This is a genomic window from Janthinobacterium sp. EB271-G4-7A (assembly GCF_020858075.1).
In the GTDB taxonomy this organism is placed as follows: Bacteria; Pseudomonadota; Gammaproteobacteria; order Burkholderiales; family Burkholderiaceae_D; genus Janthinobacterium; species Janthinobacterium lividum.
On the sequence record NZ_JACYMI010000004.1, the window covers coordinates 51,156 to 71,001 of the forward strand.

Sequence of the window (19,846 nt, forward strand, 5' to 3'; positions counted from 1 at the left end):
AATGATTCTAATAATAGTGAGCCGTCTCCAGGCCCATCAACGCAGGCCTTCCCTTAGTGTACCGTCCTTGTGTCATAAATCCGCCAAAGCCGCCTCAAGAACTTGATTCAACGCAACAATGTCCTGGCACGGACATGCCAATATGGCAAGGCGCCGCCAGCGTGGCAGTGGGAGAACGCTGTCCATCGGCGCAGGATCGGCAGAAACCGCGCGTTACAAAAATACAACAGGGGCATGCAGTTATGCCGCTTTTCACCAATCTTTTCACGCACATTTGACCAATCCCGCACGTCTTGCGCGCCGACGAATTAAGGTTCATTCATCGAAACGCGACAGTTAGCGCATTTCAATCTGCTCGGATCTCGGACGGAACTCACTTTTAATAGGGAATAAGACATGAAAAAATCACTCGTTGCCCTCGCACTCTTCGGCGCCTTTGCCGCAACCGCACAAGCGCAGTCGTCCGTCCAAATCTACGGCACGATCGATGCAGGCCTGGGCAAAGCGACTGGTTCGACCACCGCCGTCACCAAGCGCGACAACAACAAGCTGGGTTTCAAGGGCACGGAAGATCTGGGCAATGGCTTGAAAGCCATTTTCCAACTGGAAATTCGCTATGAATCCGACACCGGCACCGTAGAAAACACGTCGGGCGCCAATTCGCGTCCGCTGTTCCAGGGTCAAAGCCGCGTCGGCCTGCAAGGCAACTTCGGTACCGTGCGTCTGGGCCGTGGCCTGACCGCCTTCCAGGAAACGAGTACCGGTTTCGAACCATGGTCGGGCATGCCTACGCCAGCCGGTTTCCAGACCGACCTGACCGTTGCCGGCTACACCAGCGATCCGCTGAGCGCGCCAGGCAACTCGCGTAACCGCTTCTCGAATGCCGTGTTCTACAACTCGCCAGTCATCAGCGGCTTCCAGTTCAACGCCACCGTGGCCGCCAAAGAAGCGAACAACAACACCGCCGTTGCAGCCACCGTGCGCAACCTGACGACGAATGCCACCGGCAACTTCGCCCTGCCAGCCAATGTGGTGCCAGCATCGAACCCGTACTCGGTGTCGGCAACGTACAACAATGCCCAGTTCGCCGCCATGGCTGCCTACGAGCGTAACGGCCTGCAAGCCAAGCTGTGGTCGGTCGGCGCATCGTTCAATCCGATCGCGGAATTGAAACTGATGGCAACGTACCAACACCAGGATGACGGCAACTTCAAGATCGTCAACACCGACACCAAATCGTGGGTGCTGGGCGCCAACTATGACGTCGGCCCAGGCAAGATCCGCGCTGGCTACGGTCAAAAAACGCCGGATGGCGTCGCCAAGACCAAGCAAGCATCGCTGGGCTACGACTACAATCTGTCGAAGCGTACCTACCTGTACGCAGATATTTCGAACAAGAAATCGGCCAGCGTCGCCAACTACAACAACACCACCTCGGTCAACTACATCGGCCTGGGCGTACACCACAATTTCTAATGGCCCGCCTGTCACCCTTCGCGGATGACAGCTGACCAGGAAATACAAAGCGGCATGGGCAACCATGCCGCTTTTTTCATGGGCGCGCGGAAAATGCACGGGCGCCATGCCCTTTGCGCCTATGCCGGCGCACTCTCGGTTAGAATGAAGTGTTCAACTTTCACTGACAGATATTCTCAATGACCGCCACACTCGATTCCAGCACCGTCGCCCAGTACCTGAGCGAGCACCCGAATTTCTTCGAAGAGCATACCGCTCTGCTCGGCGAGGTCAAACTGAGCAGCCCGCTGACGGGACGCACCATCTCGCTGCAGGAGCGGCAGATGGAAGTGATGCGCGACAAGTACAAGGCGCTCGAACTGCGCATGTCCAAGCTGAGCCGCGTGGCCGAGGAAAATGGCGACATCGCCAGCAAGTTCCACGGCTGGAACCAGGCCATGCTGCAAGTGCGCAACGATGCGGACATGCCGCGCGTGCTGGTCGACGCCTTGCAAAGCAATTTCGACGTGCCCTACGTCAGCCTGCGCCTGTGGCAAGTGCTGCCGGAACACGCCAACGGCTGGTTCACGGAAGATGTCACGGCCGATGTGCGCATGTTCGCCAACAGCCTGCAAACGCCGTACTGCGGCAGCAACCGCGATTTCGAAGCCGTGCACTGGCTGCAGGCCGATAAGATCGAATCGACCGTCATGATCGCCCTGCGCGCGCCCGGCACGACGGGCACCTTCGGCTTGCTGGTGCTCGGCTCGCCCGACAGCGAACGTTTTACGTCCAGCATGGGCACGGACTTCCTCGTGCATATCGGCGCCACGGCCAGCGCCGCCCTGGCCGCGCTGCGCGCCGGCACGCCTGCCTGAGAACGCCATGAACGAGGCGCGCGGCAAGGCCGAGTGGCTCGACGCCTACCTGGCGCAGCTGGCCACGCAGCGCAAGCTGTCGCCGCATACGCTTGACGCCTACGGGCGCGACCTGCGCGCCTTGCTGGAACTGAGCGGCAACACGCCCTGGACGGCTCTTGCGCACAACGAAGTGCGCCGCTACACGGCCAAGCTGCACGCTGGCGGCCTCGACCCGCGTTCCATCGCCCGCAAGCTGTCGTCGTGGCGCGGCTTCTTCAACTGGCTCAGCGGCGAGACCAAGCTCGACGCCAATCCTGTCGACGGCATCCGCGCCCCCAAGCGGGCCAAAACGTTGCCGAAAGCCCTGTCGGTGGATGACGCCGTGCGCCTCGTGGCGCCCGCGCAACACCAGCAAGGCGCCGCCGAGCCGGAACAACTGTGCAACCGCGCCATGTTCGAACTGCTGTATTCGAGCGGCTTGCGCGTGTCCGAACTGACCAGCCTGGACACCCATTACTGCAAGGCCGACGGCGGCCAGCCCGCCTCGCTGGGCTGGCTCGACATGGCCAGCTTCGAAGTCATCGTCACGGGCAAGGGCAGCAAGATGCGCAAGGTGCCCGTCGGCAAGGCGGCCCTCGTGGCCTTGACAGCCTGGCTGGGCGTGCGCCCGCCGGCGGCCGATGGCAGCGCTGCCTTGTTTTTAAGCACGCGCGGCACGCGTATCTCGCCGCGCGTACTGCAGCTGCGCCTGAAGGCGCATGCGCTGGCGACGGACATTCCCGCGAATGTGCACCCGCACGTGCTGCGCCACTCGTTTGCCTCGCACGTGCTGCAATCGTCGGGCGACTTGCGCGCCGTGCAGGAAATGCTGGGCCATTCCAGCATCACCTCGACCCAGGTTTACACGGCCCTCGATTTCCAGCACCTGGCGCACGTGTATGACCAGGCGCACCCGCGCGCCAAGCTCAAGTAGGCAGCCGCTCCCGCTGGACGGCCTGATCCATATCAAGCGGATGGGCGCGCATTTGCAAGCTTTTGCAAAATTCCGGCATAATCGTCCGCATTCTTCCGCTTGCGCGGCGGCACCATCGATTACAAGGCATCTCTCATGGCACTGATTCCAACCACCATCCTCACCGGTTTCCTGGGCGCCGGCAAAACCACCTTGCTCAACCGCATACTGCAGGAAGACCATGGCATGCGCATCGCCGTGATCGAGAACGAGTTTGGCCAGGAAAACATCGATAACGAGATCCTGGTGCAGGATAGCAACGAACACATCATCGAGATGAACAACGGCTGCATCTGCTGCACCGTGCGAGGCGACCTGATCGTGGGCCTGACGGAACTGACGCGCAAGCGCGACGCCGGCTTGCTGGCATTCGACCGCGTCGTCATCGAAACGACGGGCCTGGCCAATCCCGGCCCCGTGGCGCAAACCTTCTTTGTCGACGAAGAAGTGGGCAGCCACTACATGCTCGACGCCATTATCACGGTAGTCGATGCCCGCCATGCCATGAAGCAACTGGACGAATACGAGGAAGCCCAGCGGCAAGTGGGCTTTGCCGACAAGCTGCTGCTGTCGAAGACCGACCTCGTCAGCGAAGAGGACGTGGCCATCCTGACGCGCCGCCTGAAGCGCATCAACCCGCGCGCGCCCATCGCCAAGGTCGATTTCGGCCGTGCGCCGCTGGCCGAGGTGCTCGACATCCGCGGTTTCAATCTGAATGAAAAGCTGGAACTGGACCCGGATTTCCTGGCGACGGAAACGGCGCACGTGCATGATCACGACAAGGCGCACGATCATGCACACGGACATGAGCACGAGCATGGTCATAAGCACGAGCACAGCGACGCCTGCGCCACCGATTGCGGCCATGCCGACCACCACCATGCGCAGCACAGCGACGATATCGCCGCCTTTGTTTTCAAGAGCACGCAACCGTTCGACAGCGCCAAGCTCGACGAGTTCCTCGGCGGCCTGGTGCAAGTGTATGGCCCGCGCATGCTGCGCTACAAGGGTGTGCTGCTGATGCAGGGCGCCGAGCGCAAGGTGGTCTTCCAGGGCGTGCACCAGCTGATGGGCAGCGACCTGGGCGCTAAATGGGGCGAAAACGAAGTGCGTGGCAGCAAAATGGTATTTATTGGCAAGAATCTACCAAAAGACATTTTTATTCGCGGACTCGAACAATGTTTGGTATAAACTAGCCGGGTTTTGCAAAGTATCCGTTGCAAAGCAGAAACAAAAGGGAAAGTTAAGCACACTTTCCCGCTGTCCGACACCCATCTTGCTGGCATAAACCAACAAGTAGCCGTTTCTGATCGGCTAGTCAACAAATCGGGATGGCAATATAAAGCAAAGCGTGCCAAAATCAGCGACGAAAACGGCCCATGTCGTTCGCCTGTCATGAAATGCTGGCAAACTGCCGCTGGCCGCATGCCAGGCATGCAACCGATCCACCCAACACGCCTGTTGACGCGCGCATAGCGCGACTGGCATAGAGCGGTAAAAAGTTATCAACATGGCACCTTAGCCGGCCGGTAGTCCTGGCTTTCGCCGGCAAGCCAAGGTCGCACGCAGTACAGCGGGACAGCAATGCCAAGCGGAACCTGTACAGTTGCTCGGTATCGCCGCATCAACTGATCAATTTGAAAACTCTGTCGTATCGAAGGTAAGCGAAGTTATGACCAAAACTAATAAATCGACCCCGGCCGCCAACCAAGACATCCCTCTCATCAGCGAAGACCAAATTCGCGCCATGAGCGAAGATGACTACATGAATCCGGCACAACTGGCATTCTTCAAGGCGCGCCTGCAGCAGCTCGAAAAAGACCTGCTGAAAAACGCCGGCGAAACCACGGAACACTTGCGTGAAACCGTGCTCGTACCGGATCCTGCCGACCGTGCCACCATCGAGGAAGAGCATGCGCTGGAACTGCGCACGCGCGACCGCGAGCGCAAATTGCTGAAGAAAGTGCAGCAATCGATCGCCAGCATCGACGCCGGCGACTATGGCTGGTGCGAAGAAACGGGCGAGCCTATCGGCATCCCGCGCCTGATCGCCCGTCCAACCGCCACCCTGTCGCTGGAAGCCCAGCAACGGCGCGAACTGAAGCAAAAGCTGTACGGCGACTGATCGCCCCTCCCTTGCGCGGTCGCCCCGGCGGCCACGCGATGGCGAATAAAAAAGCACACGACCTTCGGTTGCGTGCTTTTTTTTCGTCCCGCGCCGACTACACTGAAGCAGGCACTGCCGCTTGCAATTGCCTTTTCCATCCCCACTTTTGAGGCATGGGCGCGCAATCGCATGGCCTTGCACGCATCGGCACGAATCTTTTGAGGTCACTATGGAACAATTTCACGGCACCACCATCCTCTGCGTCCGGCGCGGCAAGCAGGTCGCCCTGGGCGGCGACGGCCAGGTAACGCTCGGCAACATCGTCATGAAGGGCACGGCCCGCAAAGTGCGTAAGTTGTATCAGGGCAAGGTCCTGGTCGGCTTTGCCGGCGGCACCGCCGACGCCTTCACCCTGCTCGACCGATTTGAAGGCAAGCTGGAAAAACACCAGGGCAATCTGCTGCGCGCCTCCGTCGAACTGGCCAAGGACTGGCGCACCGACCGCGTGCTGCGCCGCCTGGAAGCGATGCTGCTGGTGGCCGACAGCGAGTCGACCCTGGTCATCACGGGCAATGGCGACGTGCTGGAACCGGAAGACGGCATCGGCGCCATCGGCTCGGGCGGCACCTACGCCCAGTCCGCCGCCAAGGCGCTGCAGGAAAACACGGACTTGTCGCCGGCCGACGTGGTCAAGAAGTCGCTGACCATCGCCGCGGAACTCTGCATCTACACCAACATGTCGCACATCATCGAGACCCTGGACTGAATCCAGGCGCGTCCGAGCACAGAATAGAAAGCCAACTATGATCATGAACATGACCCCGGCGGAAATCGTCACCGAACTCGACAAGCACGTGGTGGGCCAGGCCAAGGCCAAGCGCGCCGTCGCCATCGCCCTGCGCAACCGCTGGCGCCGCCAGCAGGTGGCCGAGCCCCTGCGCCATGAAATCACGCCCAAGAACATCCTCATGATCGGCCCCACGGGCGTCGGCAAGACGGAAATCGCGCGCCGCCTGGCCAAGCTGGCCGAGGCGCCGTTCATCAAGATCGAAGCGACCAAATTCACGGAAGTCGGTTATGTGGGGCGCGACGTCGACACCATCATCCGCGACCTGATCGACATCGGCATCAAGCAGACGCGCGCGCTGGAAATGAAGAAAGTGCGCGCACGCGCCGAAGATGCGGCTGAAGACCGCGTGATCGACATCCTCGTGCCGCCGGCGCGCGACTTCGGCTTCACGCCGAATACGGCGGCGGCCGTGGACAGCGGCAGCGGCGACAGCACGCGCCAGACCTTCCGCAAGCGCTTGCGTCAGGGCGAGCTCGATGACAAGGAAATCGAGATCGAGCTGGCCGAGGCGGGTCCGCAGATGGAAATCATGGCGCCGCCGGGCATGGAAGAAATGACGGAGCAGATCAAGTCCATGTTTTCGGGCGTGGGCGGGCAGCGCAAGAAGGCGCGCAAGGTCAAGATCCGCGAAGCCTTGAAACTGCTGCTCGAGGAAGAAGCGGCCAAGCTGCTCAACGAGGATGAACTGAAACAGAAGGCGATCCAGAACGTCGAGCAGAACGGCATCGTCTTTTTGGACGAGATCGACAAGATCGCCTCGCGTTCGGAATCGGGCGGCGCCGACGTCTCGCGCGCCGGCGTGCAGCGCGACCTGCTGCCGCTGGTCGAGGGCACGACCGTCAACACCAAGTACGGCATGATCCGCACGGACCACATCCTGTTCATCGCCTCGGGCGCGTTCCACCTGTCGAAACCATCGGACCTGATTCCGGAGCTGCAGGGGCGCTTCCCCATCCGCGTGGAACTGGAATCGCTGTCGATTGCGGACTTCGAGCGCATTTTGACGAGTACCGACGCCTGCCTGACGATGCAGTACGAAGCCTTGCTGGCGACGGAAAACCTGAAACTGCAATTCGCGCCGGAAGGCATCACGCGCCTGGCGGAAATCGCCTATTCGGTCAATGAGCGCACGGAAAACATCGGCGCGCGCCGGCTGCACACGGTGATGGAAAAACTGCTGGAAGAAGTGTCGTTTACGGCCAGCGAAAACAGCAGCAGCACGGAAAACCTGCTGGTGATCGATGCCGCGTATGTCAACGAACGCCTGGAAGCGCTGTCGGTCAACGAGGACCTGTCGCGCTACGTGCTGTAGGAAAGAAGGGGGAAACCGATGGCAAACAAGGCATTGGCGACGCGGCAGAAAATGCAGTTCCGCGTCGAACCCTCGCAAAAACCGCGCAACCCGGTCGCCACTGCCGCCCTGCAGCGCGCCGCCGGGGCACACGTGAAAACCGTGTCAGGCCAGCGCCAGCAGGAAAAACGCCTGCTGGCGAAATTGCTGTTGAAGGTTGACGTCAAAGACTGATCTGGAAATGTCCATGGCAAGGCGCATGGACGAAGACAGTATGAGCAATACGGCGAGGCCGTGCAACGCCGCCATGGGCATGTCAGGCCGCCCGCGGACACCCCTTTCTGGGGGCGTCCGCCATCAGGCCATCGTCTGCTGAACGTCCCCCTTAGAAGCGGTAGGACGCGCCCAGCGAAAACATGTCGACCTTGGTCGTTTGCTTGCTGTTGTACTTGACGGGCACGCGGTCCCAATCGAGGTGCAGCGACCAATTCTTGTTCAGCGCATACGCCGCGCCGATGCCGTAGGTCAAGCCGATCTTGCTCTTCTTGTCCGAACCGCCGCCCAGATAATCAACCTTGCCCTGTGTGTATGCCGCGCCGGCGCGGCCACTCAATGTAAACGCGTCAAACTGGTAACCGAGCACGCCCTGCATGCCGAGGCCCGTGAACTTGCCGCGGCCAGCGCGCTTGCCCGCGTCCGTGTCGAAGCCGGACTTGACCTCGCCGCCCATGTACCCCACCAGCTCAATCGAAGGCAGGGCCACGCCGCCCTGAAACGGCAGCGCGTCGAAACTGTAACCCAGGTAGGCCTTGCCATTGCGCTTGCTGCTTTTGTCGCAATCGCTTTGTCCGGCGATGCAATCGAGGCCGCTACTGGCGCGAAAGCCATAGCTGGCGCCCGCATAGAACGGCCCCGGTGCCGGTTCAGCTGCGACGGCATGCAGGGGGGCGATGGTGGCCAGCGCCAGCAGCGCTGCGGGGAAACGGAAAGATGGGAACATGGATAACCTCTACAAGTGGATGGATTGCCTGGTTGTAGCGCGCTGCGCGAGCCACAAGCGGGAGTGTCATCGCTTTTGCCGAAAAGTACTATCACCTTGTGCAAAGTGCCGTTAACGGCTACATTCGGTACCGTCATCCGCTACCAAACTTGCATAAAGGAACTATCGTGAGTTCACCTGAACTGGTTTTGCGCGTACTGCGCACCCAACTGCGCGCTGCCGGCATCACCTACAAGGTACTGGCCGAACGCATCGGCATGAGCGAATCGAGCGTCAAGCGCATGTTTGGCCAGCACGACATGTCGCTGTCGCGCCTGGCCCTGATCTGCAAGGCCTCGGGCATTGCCATGGAGGACGTGCTGCGCGGCGCGGCCGACATCACGCCGCATGCCGACACGCTCACGCTGGTGCAGGAAAAGTCGCTGGTGGCGCATCCGCGCTTGCTGCTGGTGGCGATCTGCTGCCTGGGCCATTGGAGCCTGGAGCAGGTGGTGGAAACGTATGCGCTGACGCAGGCCGAATGCATCGGCTGCCTGGCCGAGCTGGACCGGCTGGGCTTGATCGAACTCAAGCCGCTGAACCGCTACAGCCTGCGCGTCTCGAATGCCTTCCACTGGCTGGCCGACGGCCCGGTGCAACAGTACTTCCGCGAACACGTGGTGGCCGATTATTTCAGCGGGCATTTTGACGGCGCTGGCGAAACCCTGATGTGCATTCCGGCGCGCCTGTCGCTGTCGAGCGCGCAGGAGCTGGTGCAAAAGATCCGCCAGCTGGCCGAGGAACTGGCGCGCCTGCACCAGAACGACCGGCGCCTGGCGCCTGCCGAGCGCGACGGTTTTACCCTGCTGCTGGGTTTTCGCTCATGGGAATTTGCCGCCTTCACGGCCCTGCGCCGCAGCACGGCGTCCGCCTCGTCCACCGCGCCAGGCGCCGTTTACCAGACCGGTCCCAGGAACAGATAGAAGGTGCTCTCGCCGCCCTTCGATGCGCCCGAGGCCACATACACGGGACCGAAGCGCGTATCGACGGAAATGAAGGCGCTGCTGGCCTGCGTGAACTTGCTGGCTTTCCAGCGCTCGCTCTGATCGAAGCCGCCGCCCATTTCCAGCGAAAAGCCGGCCCGCACGGCACCGCCCAGGGTGCTGGGCAGGGAACCGATGCGGCGCGCCATCACGAAGCGCGCGAAGGCGATACTGCGTCCTCTCACCGAGTCAAATTCCGTGCCGGACAAGCGCAGGAAACCACCGAGATTGAGCGGCGCTTCGTCACGCTGTGAGCGCGCCCATTCGCCATACACGTGACCGGCCCAGTTGCCGCGGCCAAAGGCCTTCAACCCCGTGATGGACGATTGGCCCAGGGCCGCCTCGCCCGCCCCCGTGGTCGTATCGCGCGCCCAGGTGGCCTCAAGCAGGACGCCGCGCGTGGGAAAGCCCGGCGAATCGAGCGTATCGGCGCGGAATCGCACGAACTGCGTGGTGCCCAGCGCGCGCGACTCCGGCTGCGTAGGGTCGGCCGGAATCGCCAGCTTGCCCTTGACTTCCGTACGAGCGACGCCGAACTGCAGATCGCCCCAGGTACCGAACTGGCGTCCCAGCACCAGTGCAGCTGTCTGGCCGTTATAGGCCAGGCGGGCGCTGCGCCGGCCATTGTCGAACAAATCTATCGCCGACGAAGTGTATTGCAACTGCGGCGCGATATACCACGGGTTGCCGGCCCCCAGCGGCTGCCAGAACTGCACACCATAGCCGCGCGCATTGCCGATCTGCGCCGTGCTGCGCAACTCGCCGCCCCAGCTGTTCAAGTTTGAGCGCGCATGCAGCAGCTTCAGGGCGAAATTATTGCTGTCCCTGAAATCGCTGGCCAGTTCCAGGCCCACGCGCAGGCGGTTGCTGGCCCACGGCGCTTCGACCGCCTTGATGGTGACGGCGCGCTGGTCGCCGGAATCGACCACGTCCGTCTCCACGCGCGCCACGTCGCCCCGGCCATACAGCCTGGCCGCCGCCTTGAGCACATCTTCCTGGGTGACGGCCTGCCCTTCCACCAGCCCCGATTGCGCCTGCAGGATGCGCGGATTGATATCGCCTTCGCTCTCCACGGCCAGGCGCGTGAGCGGCAGGGCCACGTCCAGCAAGGCCGGCGCGGCCAGGCGCAGCTGCTCGCGCGCCGCATACTGTTCCGGCGGCAGGGCCAGCGGCGCCAGGCGGGCGGCCAAGGCCTGCGCCGCCTGCTCGCCGGCGCGCATGGCGCGCGCATAGTTTTCAAAGTCGAGGAAGCTGACGCCCGTCAAATCGGGCGCCACCAGGATATCCTGCGCCTGCAATTCCTTGAGCGAACGCTGCACATTCTGCTCCGTGAGGATCTGCAGCATCTGCTGCGCCACGCCGATGGCGCTGCCCAGGTCTTTTTCCGGCGCCAGCGGCGTGCCCACGTTGACGGCAATGATAATGTCGGCGCCCATGGCGCGCGCCATGTCGACGGGCAGGTTGCGCACCAGGCCCCCATCGACCACCAGCCGGTTATTCACGCGCACGGGCGCAAACACGCCCGGCACGGCCAGCGAGGCGCGCATCGACAGGAACAGGGGCGTGTCGACCAGTTCCACCAGCTCGCCATTGACCAGGTCCGACGCAACAGAGCGGAAAGGCAGCGGCAACTGGCTGGCGGGGCGGTCGCGCATGCCGGCCGGCAACAGCCGGTTCAAGGCCATCTCCAGTGCCGCATTGCTGGCCGCGGCCGGCGGCGTGGAAATGCCGTTGCGGCTCACGCCAAATTCGATGCGCGACGGCAGCAACAAATCTTCCTCGCGGCGGCGGAACGCCAGTTCGTCGCGCGGCGGCCGGTCGGCCACCACGCGCGCCCAGTTGGTCTCGCGCGCCATCTTTTCCAGGTCCGCCACGGAAGCGCCGGCCGCATACGCGCCGCCCACCACGCCGCCCATGCTGGTGCCAACCACCATGTCGATCGGCACATGCAGCTCCTGCAGCACTTTCAATACGCCGATATGCGCCAGGCCGCGCGCGCCGCCGCCCGACAGCACCAGGGCGATGCGCGGGCGCGCCGCTACGGTCGCGGGCACGGCCAGGGTGGCAGCGGAGGTAGAGGTAGTGGCGGCGGGGACGTCGGCTGCGGCAGCCGCCGGCAAGGCGCATAGCGCCGCCACGCAGCCCGCCAGGACGGCACGGATCGAGAACATGAAGACTCCTGTAGCGATGGCGGCATGGCGCCATCGGCAAAATACGATAAGAACAGCGTTAATTCGGCGGCGGCACGCTGCTCACTTGCGGCGCCGGCATCATGGTCGCCGGCCGCTGCTGCTCCATCGGCAGCGGCGGCGGCACCAGGTTCGAGACCGGCGCAGGGGCCGCGGCCGGCGCTGGGGTGGCGGACACTTGCCCCGGCAAGGCCAGCGCCTTGTCATCGGCCACCAGGTCGATGCGCTTGCTCACGCCGCCATCGCGCAGCAGCACGTGGCGCGCATGCACTTCCAGCACCGTCACGCCGGGCACCACCTCGGCGCCTTCCGGCAGGGCCACGGAAGGCTTGCCATCGGTCGAGATGATGGCCACGCTGCCGCGGCCATTGCCGGCGGCGACCACGCCCTTGAGCTGGTAATTGCTGGCCGTGGCCACGCTGACCTGGCCGCCAAACAGCGAAGCGCCCGCCTCCACGCTGGCATCCTGCACCACCGGCACGGCGGGCGGGTTGATGGGACGTTGCGGCGCCTTGAACAGCTGCATGGCCCAATAGGCCAGCGATACGGACAGCGCCACGACGGCGAGCAAACTTGTAACTTGAGGCAAACGCTTCATGGCTTCCTTGGATTCTTATCTTACGAGCTGATTGATTTCGATAATCGGCATCAGCACGGCCAGCACGATCAGCAGCACCACCACGCCCATCGCCAGGATCAGTGCCGGCTCCAGCAGGCCGGCAATCGTCAGGGTACGGCGTTCCAGGTCCTGTTCCTGCGCGCTGGCGGCGCGTTCCAGCATGGCCGGCAGCTCGCCCGTGATTTCACCGGCGCGTATCATGTGGATCAGCATGGGCGGAAAATGCTTTTGCGCCGACAGCGCGCGCGCCAGGCTCACGCCCTCGCGCACGGCGCCGCTGGCCTCCTGCACCAGCTCCTGCATCGCCACGTTGGTGAGCGTGTCGCGGCTGGTGTCGAGCGCGCGCAGGATCGGCACGCCGGAACCCGTGGTGATGGCCAGGGTGCTGGCAAAGCGCGCCGTATTCAGGCTGCGCTCGAATTTCCCGTACAAGGGCGCCGTCAGCAGCCAGGTATGCCAGCGCCGTTTCAGGGCTGGCTGCTGCAGCGCGCGGCGCCAGGCAAACCAGGCGCCGACGAGGACAATCGCCACGACGATGCCATAGTGGCGCACGAAGTCCGACAGCGCCAGCATGATCACGGTGAGCATGGGCAGCTTTTGCTTGGTATTGGCGAACACGGAAACGATCTGCGGCACCACATAGGTGAGCAGGAAAATCACGATGGAAAACGCCACCACCGTAACGATGGCCGGATACGTAAAGGCCAGCTTGACCTTCTGCACCAGCGCGTTGCGCCGCTCGATGTAGTCGGCCAGGCGCGACAGCACGCGCGACAGATGGCCGATCTGCTCGCCCGACGCCACCAGCGCCCGATATATCTCCGCGAAATCGCGCGGATGGCGCGCCAGCACGTCGGAAAATGCGGCGCCGCCGATCACTTCCGAGCGGATCGAGGCGATCAGGTCGCGCAAATACGGCCGCTCGGCCTGTTCCAGCAGGGCGGAAAACGCCTGCTCCAGCGGCAGGCCCGCTTCCAGCAAACTGGCCAGCTGGCGCGTAAACAGGGCCAGCTCGGTGCTGGACAGGCGCTCGCCGAAGCCGCGCCGTTTGGTGACGCCGGCGGCATCGACCTGCGCGGCGATCGGCTCGACGGCCAGCGGCACCAGGCCTTGCACGCGCAGCTCGGCGCGCGCGGAACGGGGACTGTCGGCATTGAGCACGCCCTTGCGGGTGGCGCCCTGGGCGTCGACGGCTTCATAGCGGAATGCGGGCATGGTGGCGGGCCTAGTCTTTGGTCACGCGCAGCAATTCAGCCTGCGTGGTGGTGCCGTCGCGCAGCCAGCGTTCGCCGTCGTCGCGCATGCTCGTCATGCCATCCTGCAGGGCCACCGTGCGCACTTCCGCTTCCGACGCGCGGTTGTGGATCTGCGCGCGGATCTGCTCTGTCGTGCGCAGCAGCTCATACACGCCCACGCGGCCCTGGTAGCCCGTCTGGCCGCAATGCTCGCAGCCGACAGCCTGCCAGTATTGCCCGTCGAAGGTCTTGCAGGAGCCGCACAATTTGCGCACCAGGCGCTGCGCCAGCACGCCGAGTAACGACGAGGACAGCAGGAACGGCTCGATGCCCATGTCGAGCAAACGCGTGACGGCCGCCGAAGCGTCGTTCGTGTGCAGGGTCGCCAGCACCAGATGGCCCGTCAAGGATGCCTGCACGGCGATCTGCGCCGTTTCCAGGTCGCGGATCTCGCCGATCATGATCACGTCCGGGTCCTGCCGCAGGATCGCCCGCAGCGCCTTGGCAAACGTCATGTCGATGCGCGGATTGACCTGCGTCTGGCCCACGCCGGCCAGATCGTACTCGATCGGGTCTTCCACCGTCAGGATGTTCGTCGTGGTGGCGTTGAGCATCGACAGCGCCGCGTACAGGGTCGTCGTCTTGCCCGAGCCGGTGGGGCCCGTGACCAGCACGATGCCGTGCGGCTGCGTGATCAGGCCATCGAACTGCCCCAGCATGGGCGCGCTCATGCCCAGGTGCTGCAAGTCGAGGCGGCCCGCTTCCTTGTCCAGCAAACGCAGCACGGCCCGTTCGCCATGCCCGGTAGGCAGGGTCGAGACGCGCACGTCGACGGGTTTTCCACCCACGCGCAGGGTGATGCGGCCATCCTGCGGCAAACGCTTTTCCGCGATGTCGAGCTGCGCCATGATCTTGATGCGCGAGATCAGCGAACCGTGAATGGCTTTACGGGGGCGCACCACGTCGCGCAGGCTGCCGTCGATGCGGAAGCGCACGACGGAGGTCTGCTCGAACGGCTCGATGTGGATATCGGACGCGCCTTCGCGCAGCGCCTGCGTCAGCAGCGCGTTGATCATGCGGATGACGGGCGCGTCGTCGGACGATTCGAGCAAATCCTCGATGGCCGGCACGTCCTGCAGCAGCTTGGTCAAATCCAAGTCGGCGTCGAATTCATCGGCCATCTGCGACGCATCGCCGCCGCCGCCCGCGTAGGCGCCGGCGATGGCCGCATCGAGTTCGCCGCGCGGCAGCACCGTCAACTGAATCTGGCCGAAACGGCGCGATACTTCGGCAATCGCCGCCGGCGCCGTCGATGCGGCCACCAGCACGTCGACGGGTGCGCCGTCGACGGCACCGGGCCGGGCCAGCAAGCCGAAATCGCGCGCGTAGGCGTAGGGAAGCAGATTACTCATGACTGTCCCATCACTTCTGCGGCTGCGGCAGCTGTTGCGGCTGCTGCTGGTATTGCTGCAGCAGCGACTGCGGCGGCGTGGCCGCATTGGCCGGCGCGCCTGGCGGCGGCGTCGGCGCCGGCGGCACGGGACGCGTCACCATGTTGCCGCCCACCGGCTGGCCATCCTGCAAGGCCGGCAGCACAGGCGTGCCCAGGTCTTTCAGCATCAAATTGCCTGAAGCCGGCACGGCGGCCGTCTCGGCCGAACGCATGTAGTCGTAGCGGTCGGCCGCCAGGCTGCCGCTCTGCTCCTTGTTGCGCACGATGACAGGGCGCAGGAAGATCATCAGATTGGTTTTCTTGCGCTCGCGCGTCTGGTACTTGAACAGGTTGCCGATCAGGGGAATGTCGCCCAGGCCGCGCACTTTTTCCGCATTGTCGCCCGTGCTGTCCTCGATCAGGCCGCCGAGCACGATGATCTGGCCATCGTCGGCCAGCACATTGTTTTCGATCACGCGGTTGTTGATGGTGATGCCGCTGACGGCCGTCGACGTGGATTTGTCCACGCTCGACGTTTCGTGATAGATGCCCAGCTTGATGGTGCCGCCTTCGGAAATCTGCGGACGCACCTTCAGGGTCAGGCCCACTTCCTTGCGGTCGATGGTCTGGAACGGATTCGTGTTGGTGCCGGCCGTGCTCGTGTACTGGCCCGTCAGGATAGGCACGTTCTGGCCCACCTTGATGGTGGCCAGCTCGTTGTCCAGGGTGATCAGGTTCGGCGTCGACAGGATATTCGCGTTGCCGTCCGATTCCAGCGCATGCGCCACGGCGCCCAGGCCCAGCGCGCCGTTGATCTGCTTGAAGATGCCCAGCGTCAGGCCGCCCGTCGGCAGCACCTTGCCGCCGCCCAGCGCCAGCTTGGCGATATTGTTGTCGGTGCCGCCGGCGAACGACTGCAGCGCGCCCACGCGGTAGCTGCTGTTGCTGTCGCCGGAAAGCCCCAGCCACTGCACGCCGAATTCGGAGGCCTTGGCCGACGTCACTTCGACGATCAGCGCCTCGATGTAGACCTGGGCGCGGCGCACGTCGAGCTGGTCGATCACGGCGCGCAGGTTGCGGTAGACAGCCTCGTTACAGGTCAGGATCAGGGTGTTGGTGGAAGCGTCGGCCTGGATGAAGCCGGCCGCGCCGCCCGACGACAGCTGCTGCGGTCCGTTGCTCAGCGAAGCGCCGCCCGAGGTGCCGCTTTGCGTATTGCCGCCCAGGCCAGTGCTGTTCATGCCGCTGCCCTGGTTATTCTGGTTATTCGTATTCAGGCTGTTGCTGGTCGGCTGCTGCGCCGAGGCGGCCGTGCCGTCCGACGTCACGACCGAGCGCAGGGTTTGCGCCAGCTTGGTGGCGTCCGCATTTTTGAGGTACACCACGTGCACATTGCCCAGCTGCGTGGTGGGCTGGTCCAGCTTCGAGATCAGCGACTTGGCCAGGTTGGCGCGCGCCGCCGACGGTGCGCGCAGCACCAGCGAATTGGTGCGCGGATCGGCCAGCACGGAGACCTTGCCCGCATCGGCCCCTGCAGCGCCGCCCGCATTCCCGCCTTCCATCAGTTTGTTCACCATCGAGGCCAGGTCGGACGCGATGGCATAGCGCACGGGGATCACGTCCAGGTCCGTCGAGGCGGGCACGTCGAGCGCGGCGATGATCTTCGCCAGGCGCTTGAGGTTATCCGCGTAATCGGTGATCACCAGCGAGTTGTTGCCCGGGTTGGCGTTGATCGTGTTGTTCGGCGAAATCAAAGGGCGCAGCACGGCCAGCAGGTTGGCCGACGATTCATAGTTCAGGTAAAACACCTGGGTGGCGATCTGGTCGCCCTTCACCTGGCTGGCGCCGTTGCCCACCTGGGTCGGCACGGATTGCAGCTTGGCGTCCGCTTCCGGCACCACTTTCGCATAGCCGTCGCCGGAGACCACCGCATAGCCTTGCAGGCGCAAGGCCGATGCCAGCAGGGCGAAGGCCTGCGTCTTGCTGATCGATTTTTCCGACACCAGCGTGATCGTGCCCTTGACGCGCGGGTCGATGACGAAATTGATGTTGGTGTAATGGCCCACCGCCTTGATCACGGACTCGATGTCGGCGCCGACAAAATTGAGCGCCGCTTCGTCGCCGGGCGCGGCCCAGACGGGCGCCGGCATGCCGGCCACGGAACAGCACAGCAAGGCGGCGGCCGACAGGCGGCGCAGCGAGAAGGTGGATTTATTTGGGCTCACGGATGGTTTTTTCATTGTCTGAACTCTAAGGCGATGATGTTTTTTTCGCTATTGCTACGGCGCTGTCCCAGCAAATTCAACAAACTCGCCAAGGTCTCTTCATATCCTGCTGCGGCCTGGGCCTGGCCGGAAAACTGCATGCGCCCCTGTTGCAGGCTGCCGCTGCCGTCGAGCAGCAGCGGTCCCCGGATGGAGCGCAAGGTCAATGCCGCCTGCTGCCCCTGCCAATCGAAATCAAGCTCATAACTGCCCAGCGGACGCAAGGACGACAGGCGCGACGCCATGTCCGTCATTTGCAAGGTCGTGCGGCCGACGGCGGAAAACTGCTGTTTTTCCAGTGCCAGCTGCAGGGTGCTCCACGACAGGCGCATGCTGCCCGTCGGCGCCACGGTATTCAAAGGTGCCCCCAGGCCGCCCAGGCCATCGGCCGGCAGCAGCAGGGCCGCCGGGCTGACCTGCCAGTGCGACCATGAACCGCGCAGATTCACCGCCTGCGACAGCGCCTGCGCATTCTGCAATTCCACATCCACCGATCCCCACAGCACGGATGGCGAAATGCGCCAGCTGAAGCGCCCCGGCAGCAGCGGCGTCACGGCGCCATTCGCGCTGGCCGCCCCGCCGATAAAGGCCGAGCCGCGCCACAGGGTACCTTGCGCATCGCCCAAGGTCAAACGTCCGCCCGTCTGCTTTTCCACGATACTGGCCACCCAGCCGGCCGGAAAAAATACCAGCAGGGTGACGCAGACGCTGACGATGATGGCCAGCAGCCAGGCAAGCAAGCGCATCATCGCGCCGCGCCCGGGCTCTGGTGCAGGGTCAGGCTGGCATCGACCAGTCCCGCCTTGCCCTGCGCCGTGATCTTCGCTTCCTGCACCGCCACGCGGCCTTCGCGGCGCAAGCCGTCCAGCCACAGCATGACGCTGGCAAATGGCACGCCATTCAGCTGCACGCGCGCGTACTCTCCCGTCAGCGACAGCGATTGCGGCGCCAGGCCGCGCGCTTTCAGCGAGGCGTCAATGCTGTCACGGCTCATGGGTGCCACCTGCACGGGCGCCTGGCGCGCCAGGTCGCCCGCTTCGCGCGCCAGCGCCTGCAGCTGGGCCGCATTCTGGCGCAGCTCGGGCAAGCTCTTTTGCAAGGCGATGCGGCCCGTCCAGGCCGGCTCGAAGAATACGGCGTAGACGAGGGCCAGCCCCGCCACCACGCCGCCGATGCTCAAGAGCTTGCGCTCCTGCTGCGTGCGCTCGGCCCAGAAGGCCTGCACGGCCTGCTGCTGCCCCGCCCACGCGGCGCGCGCCTTGTTGACTGCTGCACTCATGCTTTTGCTCCCGTGGCCGGCGTGATCTTCCACACGCCCGGCGCCGTTTCATTCAAGGCCAGCTTGCGCGCGGCCAGGCCGTCGCGCACCTGCGCCTGGGCGCTGGCGTCGACCATGTCCGGCTTCAGCCTGACGATCAGGCTGCGCTCGCGGTATTCCAGCGACGCCACCACGCCGCGTCCGGCCAGGCCGCCCAGCGCTTCGCCCAGCGCCGCGCTCATGCTGGTGAAGTCATCCATGCTGGCCTGCCCGCCCTGCAGGCGGGCAGCAGCGATATTGCGCCGCATCTGCTCCGCTTCCAGGCCATACACGGGCGCTTCGTTCGGATACGCAGCCTTGAAGGTTTGCTGCATCGAGGTGCGCACGGTGGCGGCCTCGCGCTTCAGCCGCATCCATTCGATATTCATGCCGGCCAGGTTGACGATCACGGCCAGCAGCGCCAGGCGCAGCGGCCAGCGCCAGCGGCGCCATTCGGTGGCCGATCCCGTCGCCGTGCCCAGGGCGGCGGCCAGGTCCAGTCCCGCATTTTTGGCGCCGGCGATCCAGTGCGCCCAATGGTCAAGCTCCACCGTCACGCCCTCCATGCCGGCAGCGAGCTGCTGATACTGCGCCAGCTCGGCCTGCGCCACATAGACCGTCAGGGGCACGTCGCCGGCAAACGCGCGCGTCGTCAGCAGCGCCTGCTGCGGCTGGGCTGGCAAGACCAGGCCCAGGCCCTCTTGCGGCGCCTGGCGCAAGGCCAGTTCCAGGCCATCGCCGCTTGCCTGCAGGGCGGCCGTCACGCTGCCCGGCTGCAAGGGCAGGCACAGCTGCGACGGCAGCAGCGCCACCTTGCGCGCGCCCTGCGCCAGCAAGGCCTTCACCAGTACCTCGGCCCAGGCGCGCTGCGCCACGGCCACCGTGCGCATGCCGGCAGCATCGGGCATGCCGGCGGCCAGCAGGCAATCCTGGGTGTCGCCAAGGATGTGTTCTTCCACCAGACCGGGCAAGGCCGCGCGCAAACGGGCGCCGGCCAGCGGCGGCGTTTTCAGGCGCAGCAGGGTCACGTCGGCCGCGGCCAGCAGCAGCACCACCTGCTTCGCGCCGGCAATCAGCTGGCCCAGGCTGCCCAGCGGCGCGCTGCCTTGCTGCAGCAGGGCGCCGCCGTCGCCGGCCAGCACGAAGGAGCAGGCAGGCGCGCTGTCGGTGGACGCCTTGGCCGGGTGACGGATATGCAATATTGTCAAAGTGA

General features: G+C 64.2%; 18 protein-coding genes. 9 read left to right on the forward strand and 9 right to left on the reverse strand.

The window, feature by feature from the left end:
- The first annotated feature begins 396 nt into the window (after window positions 1-396).
- The 8 genes from IGS58_RS23085 to IGS58_RS23120 all read left to right on the forward strand — a co-directional run bounded on the left by IGS58_RS23085 (window position 397) and on the right by IGS58_RS23120 (window position 7,809).
- On the forward strand, window positions 397-1,476 hold the full coding sequence (locus tag IGS58_RS23085; protein WP_070258567.1) for a porin: 1,080 nt from the start codon (window positions 397-399) through the stop codon (window positions 1,474-1,476).
- A gap of 179 nt (window positions 1,477-1,655) precedes the next feature.
- A complete protein-coding gene (locus IGS58_RS23090) occupies window positions 1,656-2,333 on the forward strand; it encodes a DUF484 family protein (protein ID WP_070258565.1) in 678 nt (225 codons plus the stop codon).
- Between the two features lie 7 nt (window positions 2,334-2,340).
- The gene (locus tag IGS58_RS23095) at window positions 2,341-3,288 is read left to right on the forward strand and encodes a tyrosine recombinase XerC (protein WP_034783547.1); all 948 of its coding nucleotides are present in this window, start codon (window positions 2,341-2,343) and stop codon (window positions 3,286-3,288) included.
- A 135-nt stretch (window positions 3,289-3,423) separates the two neighbouring features.
- Window positions 3,424-4,518 (forward strand): CobW family GTP-binding protein, encoded by a 1,095-nt coding sequence (locus IGS58_RS23100; RefSeq protein ID WP_230522805.1) that lies wholly within the window; start codon window positions 3,424-3,426, stop codon window positions 4,516-4,518.
- A gap of 481 nt (window positions 4,519-4,999) precedes the next feature.
- Window positions 5,000-5,452 (forward strand): RNA polymerase-binding protein DksA, encoded by a 453-nt coding sequence (dksA, locus tag IGS58_RS23105; RefSeq protein WP_034753066.1) that lies wholly within the window; start codon window positions 5,000-5,002, stop codon window positions 5,450-5,452.
- A gap of 211 nt (window positions 5,453-5,663) precedes the next feature.
- On the forward strand, window positions 5,664-6,200 hold the full coding sequence (gene hslV, locus IGS58_RS23110; protein WP_034753065.1) for an ATP-dependent protease subunit HslV: 537 nt from the start codon (window positions 5,664-5,666) through the stop codon (window positions 6,198-6,200).
- Window positions 6,201-6,243: 43 nt separating this feature from the next.
- Complete coding sequence (hslU, locus tag IGS58_RS23115; RefSeq protein ID WP_329958018.1) at window positions 6,244-7,596, forward strand: ATP-dependent protease ATPase subunit HslU; 1,353 nt, start codon at window positions 6,244-6,246, stop codon at window positions 7,594-7,596.
- Window positions 7,597-7,614: 18 nt separating this feature from the next.
- Entirely contained in the window at window positions 7,615-7,809 is a 195-nt protein-coding gene (locus IGS58_RS23120; RefSeq protein WP_077398720.1) for a hypothetical protein, read from the forward strand.
- Window positions 7,810-7,960: 151 nt separating this feature from the next.
- Here IGS58_RS23120 and IGS58_RS23125 read toward each other — a convergent pair whose 3' ends face one another.
- Window positions 7,961-8,575: an outer membrane protein gene (locus IGS58_RS23125; RefSeq protein WP_034783555.1), complete on the reverse strand. Its 615-nt coding sequence runs from the start codon at window positions 8,573-8,575 to the stop codon at window positions 7,961-7,963.
- Window positions 8,576-8,742: 167 nt separating this feature from the next.
- On the opposite strand from IGS58_RS23125, the gene IGS58_RS23130 reads away from it, so the two are divergent.
- Window positions 8,743-9,537 carry a helix-turn-helix domain-containing protein gene (locus tag IGS58_RS23130; protein WP_225317153.1) on the forward strand — a complete coding sequence of 265 codons (795 nt, stop codon included), beginning with the start codon at window positions 8,743-8,745 and terminating at the stop codon, window positions 9,535-9,537.
- Here IGS58_RS23130 and IGS58_RS23135 read toward each other — a convergent pair.
- The 8 genes from IGS58_RS23135 to gspL are packed head-to-tail and all read right to left on the reverse strand — an operon-like array spanning window position 9,510 to window position 19,841.
- Window positions 9,510-11,768, reverse strand: a complete 2,259-nt coding sequence (locus IGS58_RS23135) for a patatin-like phospholipase family protein (RefSeq protein ID WP_115057394.1) — start codon at window positions 11,766-11,768, stop codon at window positions 9,510-9,512. The two genes, IGS58_RS23130 and IGS58_RS23135, sit on opposite strands and share 28 nt — an antisense overlap.
- A 58-nt stretch (window positions 11,769-11,826) precedes the next feature.
- Window positions 11,827-12,384, reverse strand: coding sequence for a type II secretion system protein N (locus IGS58_RS23140; protein WP_230522807.1), 558 nt, complete (start codon window positions 12,382-12,384; stop codon window positions 11,827-11,829).
- Window positions 12,385-12,399: 15 nt separating this feature from the next.
- Window positions 12,400-13,620 (reverse strand): type II secretion system inner membrane protein GspF, encoded by a 1,221-nt coding sequence (gene gspF / locus IGS58_RS23145; RefSeq protein WP_230522808.1) that lies wholly within the window; start codon window positions 13,618-13,620, stop codon window positions 12,400-12,402.
- 10 nt (window positions 13,621-13,630) lie between these two features.
- Window positions 13,631-15,052 (reverse strand): type II secretion system ATPase GspE, encoded by a 1,422-nt coding sequence (gspE, locus tag IGS58_RS23150; protein WP_211548936.1) that lies wholly within the window; start codon window positions 15,050-15,052, stop codon window positions 13,631-13,633.
- Between the two features lie 10 nt (window positions 15,053-15,062).
- Window positions 15,063-17,312 (reverse strand): type II secretion system secretin GspD, encoded by a 2,250-nt coding sequence (gene gspD, locus IGS58_RS23155; RefSeq protein WP_070258553.1) that lies wholly within the window; start codon window positions 17,310-17,312, stop codon window positions 15,063-15,065.
- Window positions 17,309-18,085, reverse strand: a complete 777-nt coding sequence (locus tag IGS58_RS23160) for a type II secretion system protein N (RefSeq protein WP_034783563.1) — start codon at window positions 18,083-18,085, stop codon at window positions 17,309-17,311. Before IGS58_RS23160 ends, gspD begins: the two co-directional genes overlap by 4 nt.
- Complete coding sequence (gene gspM / locus IGS58_RS23165; protein WP_034783565.1) at window positions 18,082-18,615, reverse strand: type II secretion system protein GspM; 534 nt, start codon at window positions 18,613-18,615, stop codon at window positions 18,082-18,084. Before gspM ends, IGS58_RS23160 begins: the two co-directional genes overlap by 4 nt.
- Window positions 18,612-19,841, reverse strand: a complete 1,230-nt coding sequence (gene gspL / locus IGS58_RS23170) for a type II secretion system protein GspL (RefSeq protein WP_230522809.1) — start codon at window positions 19,839-19,841, stop codon at window positions 18,612-18,614. Before gspL ends, gspM begins: the two co-directional genes overlap by 4 nt.
- Window positions 19,842-19,846 lie beyond the last annotated feature (5 nt).

Bases quoted from the DNA above. Each gene is read 5' to 3' on its own strand.
- IGS58_RS23085 (WP_070258567.1), top strand. From the start codon at position 397: ATGAAAAAATCACTCGTTGCCCTCGCACTCTTCGGCGCCTTTGCCGCA.
- IGS58_RS23090 (WP_070258565.1), top strand. From the start codon at position 1,656: ATGACCGCCACACTCGATTCCAGCACCGTCGCCCAGTACCTGAGCGAG.
- IGS58_RS23095 (WP_034783547.1), top strand. From the start codon at position 2,341: ATGAACGAGGCGCGCGGCAAGGCCGAGTGGCTCGACGCCTACCTGGCG.
- IGS58_RS23100 (WP_230522805.1), top strand. From the start codon at position 3,424: ATGGCACTGATTCCAACCACCATCCTCACCGGTTTCCTGGGCGCCGGC.
- dksA (WP_034753066.1), top strand. From the start codon at position 5,000: ATGACCAAAACTAATAAATCGACCCCGGCCGCCAACCAAGACATCCCT.
- hslV (WP_034753065.1), top strand. From the start codon at position 5,664: ATGGAACAATTTCACGGCACCACCATCCTCTGCGTCCGGCGCGGCAAG.
- hslU (WP_329958018.1), top strand. From the start codon at position 6,244: ATGAACATGACCCCGGCGGAAATCGTCACCGAACTCGACAAGCACGTG.
- IGS58_RS23120 (WP_077398720.1), top strand. From the start codon at position 7,615: ATGGCAAACAAGGCATTGGCGACGCGGCAGAAAATGCAGTTCCGCGTC.
- IGS58_RS23125 (WP_034783555.1), bottom strand. From the start codon at position 8,575: ATGTTCCCATCTTTCCGTTTCCCCGCAGCGCTGCTGGCGCTGGCCACC.
- IGS58_RS23135 (WP_115057394.1), bottom strand. From the start codon at position 11,768: ATGTTCTCGATCCGTGCCGTCCTGGCGGGCTGCGTGGCGGCGCTATGC.
- IGS58_RS23140 (WP_230522807.1), bottom strand. From the start codon at position 12,384: ATGAAGCGTTTGCCTCAAGTTACAAGTTTGCTCGCCGTCGTGGCGCTG.
- gspF (WP_230522808.1), bottom strand. From the start codon at position 13,620: ATGCCCGCATTCCGCTATGAAGCCGTCGACGCCCAGGGCGCCACCCGC.
- gspE (WP_211548936.1), bottom strand. From the start codon at position 15,052: ATGAGTAATCTGCTTCCCTACGCCTACGCGCGCGATTTCGGCTTGCTG.
- gspD (WP_070258553.1), bottom strand. From the start codon at position 17,312: ATGAAAAAACCATCCGTGAGCCCAAATAAATCCACCTTCTCGCTGCGC.
- IGS58_RS23160 (WP_034783563.1), bottom strand. From the start codon at position 18,085: ATGATGCGCTTGCTTGCCTGGCTGCTGGCCATCATCGTCAGCGTCTGC.
- gspM (WP_034783565.1), bottom strand. From the start codon at position 18,615: ATGAGTGCAGCAGTCAACAAGGCGCGCGCCGCGTGGGCGGGGCAGCAG.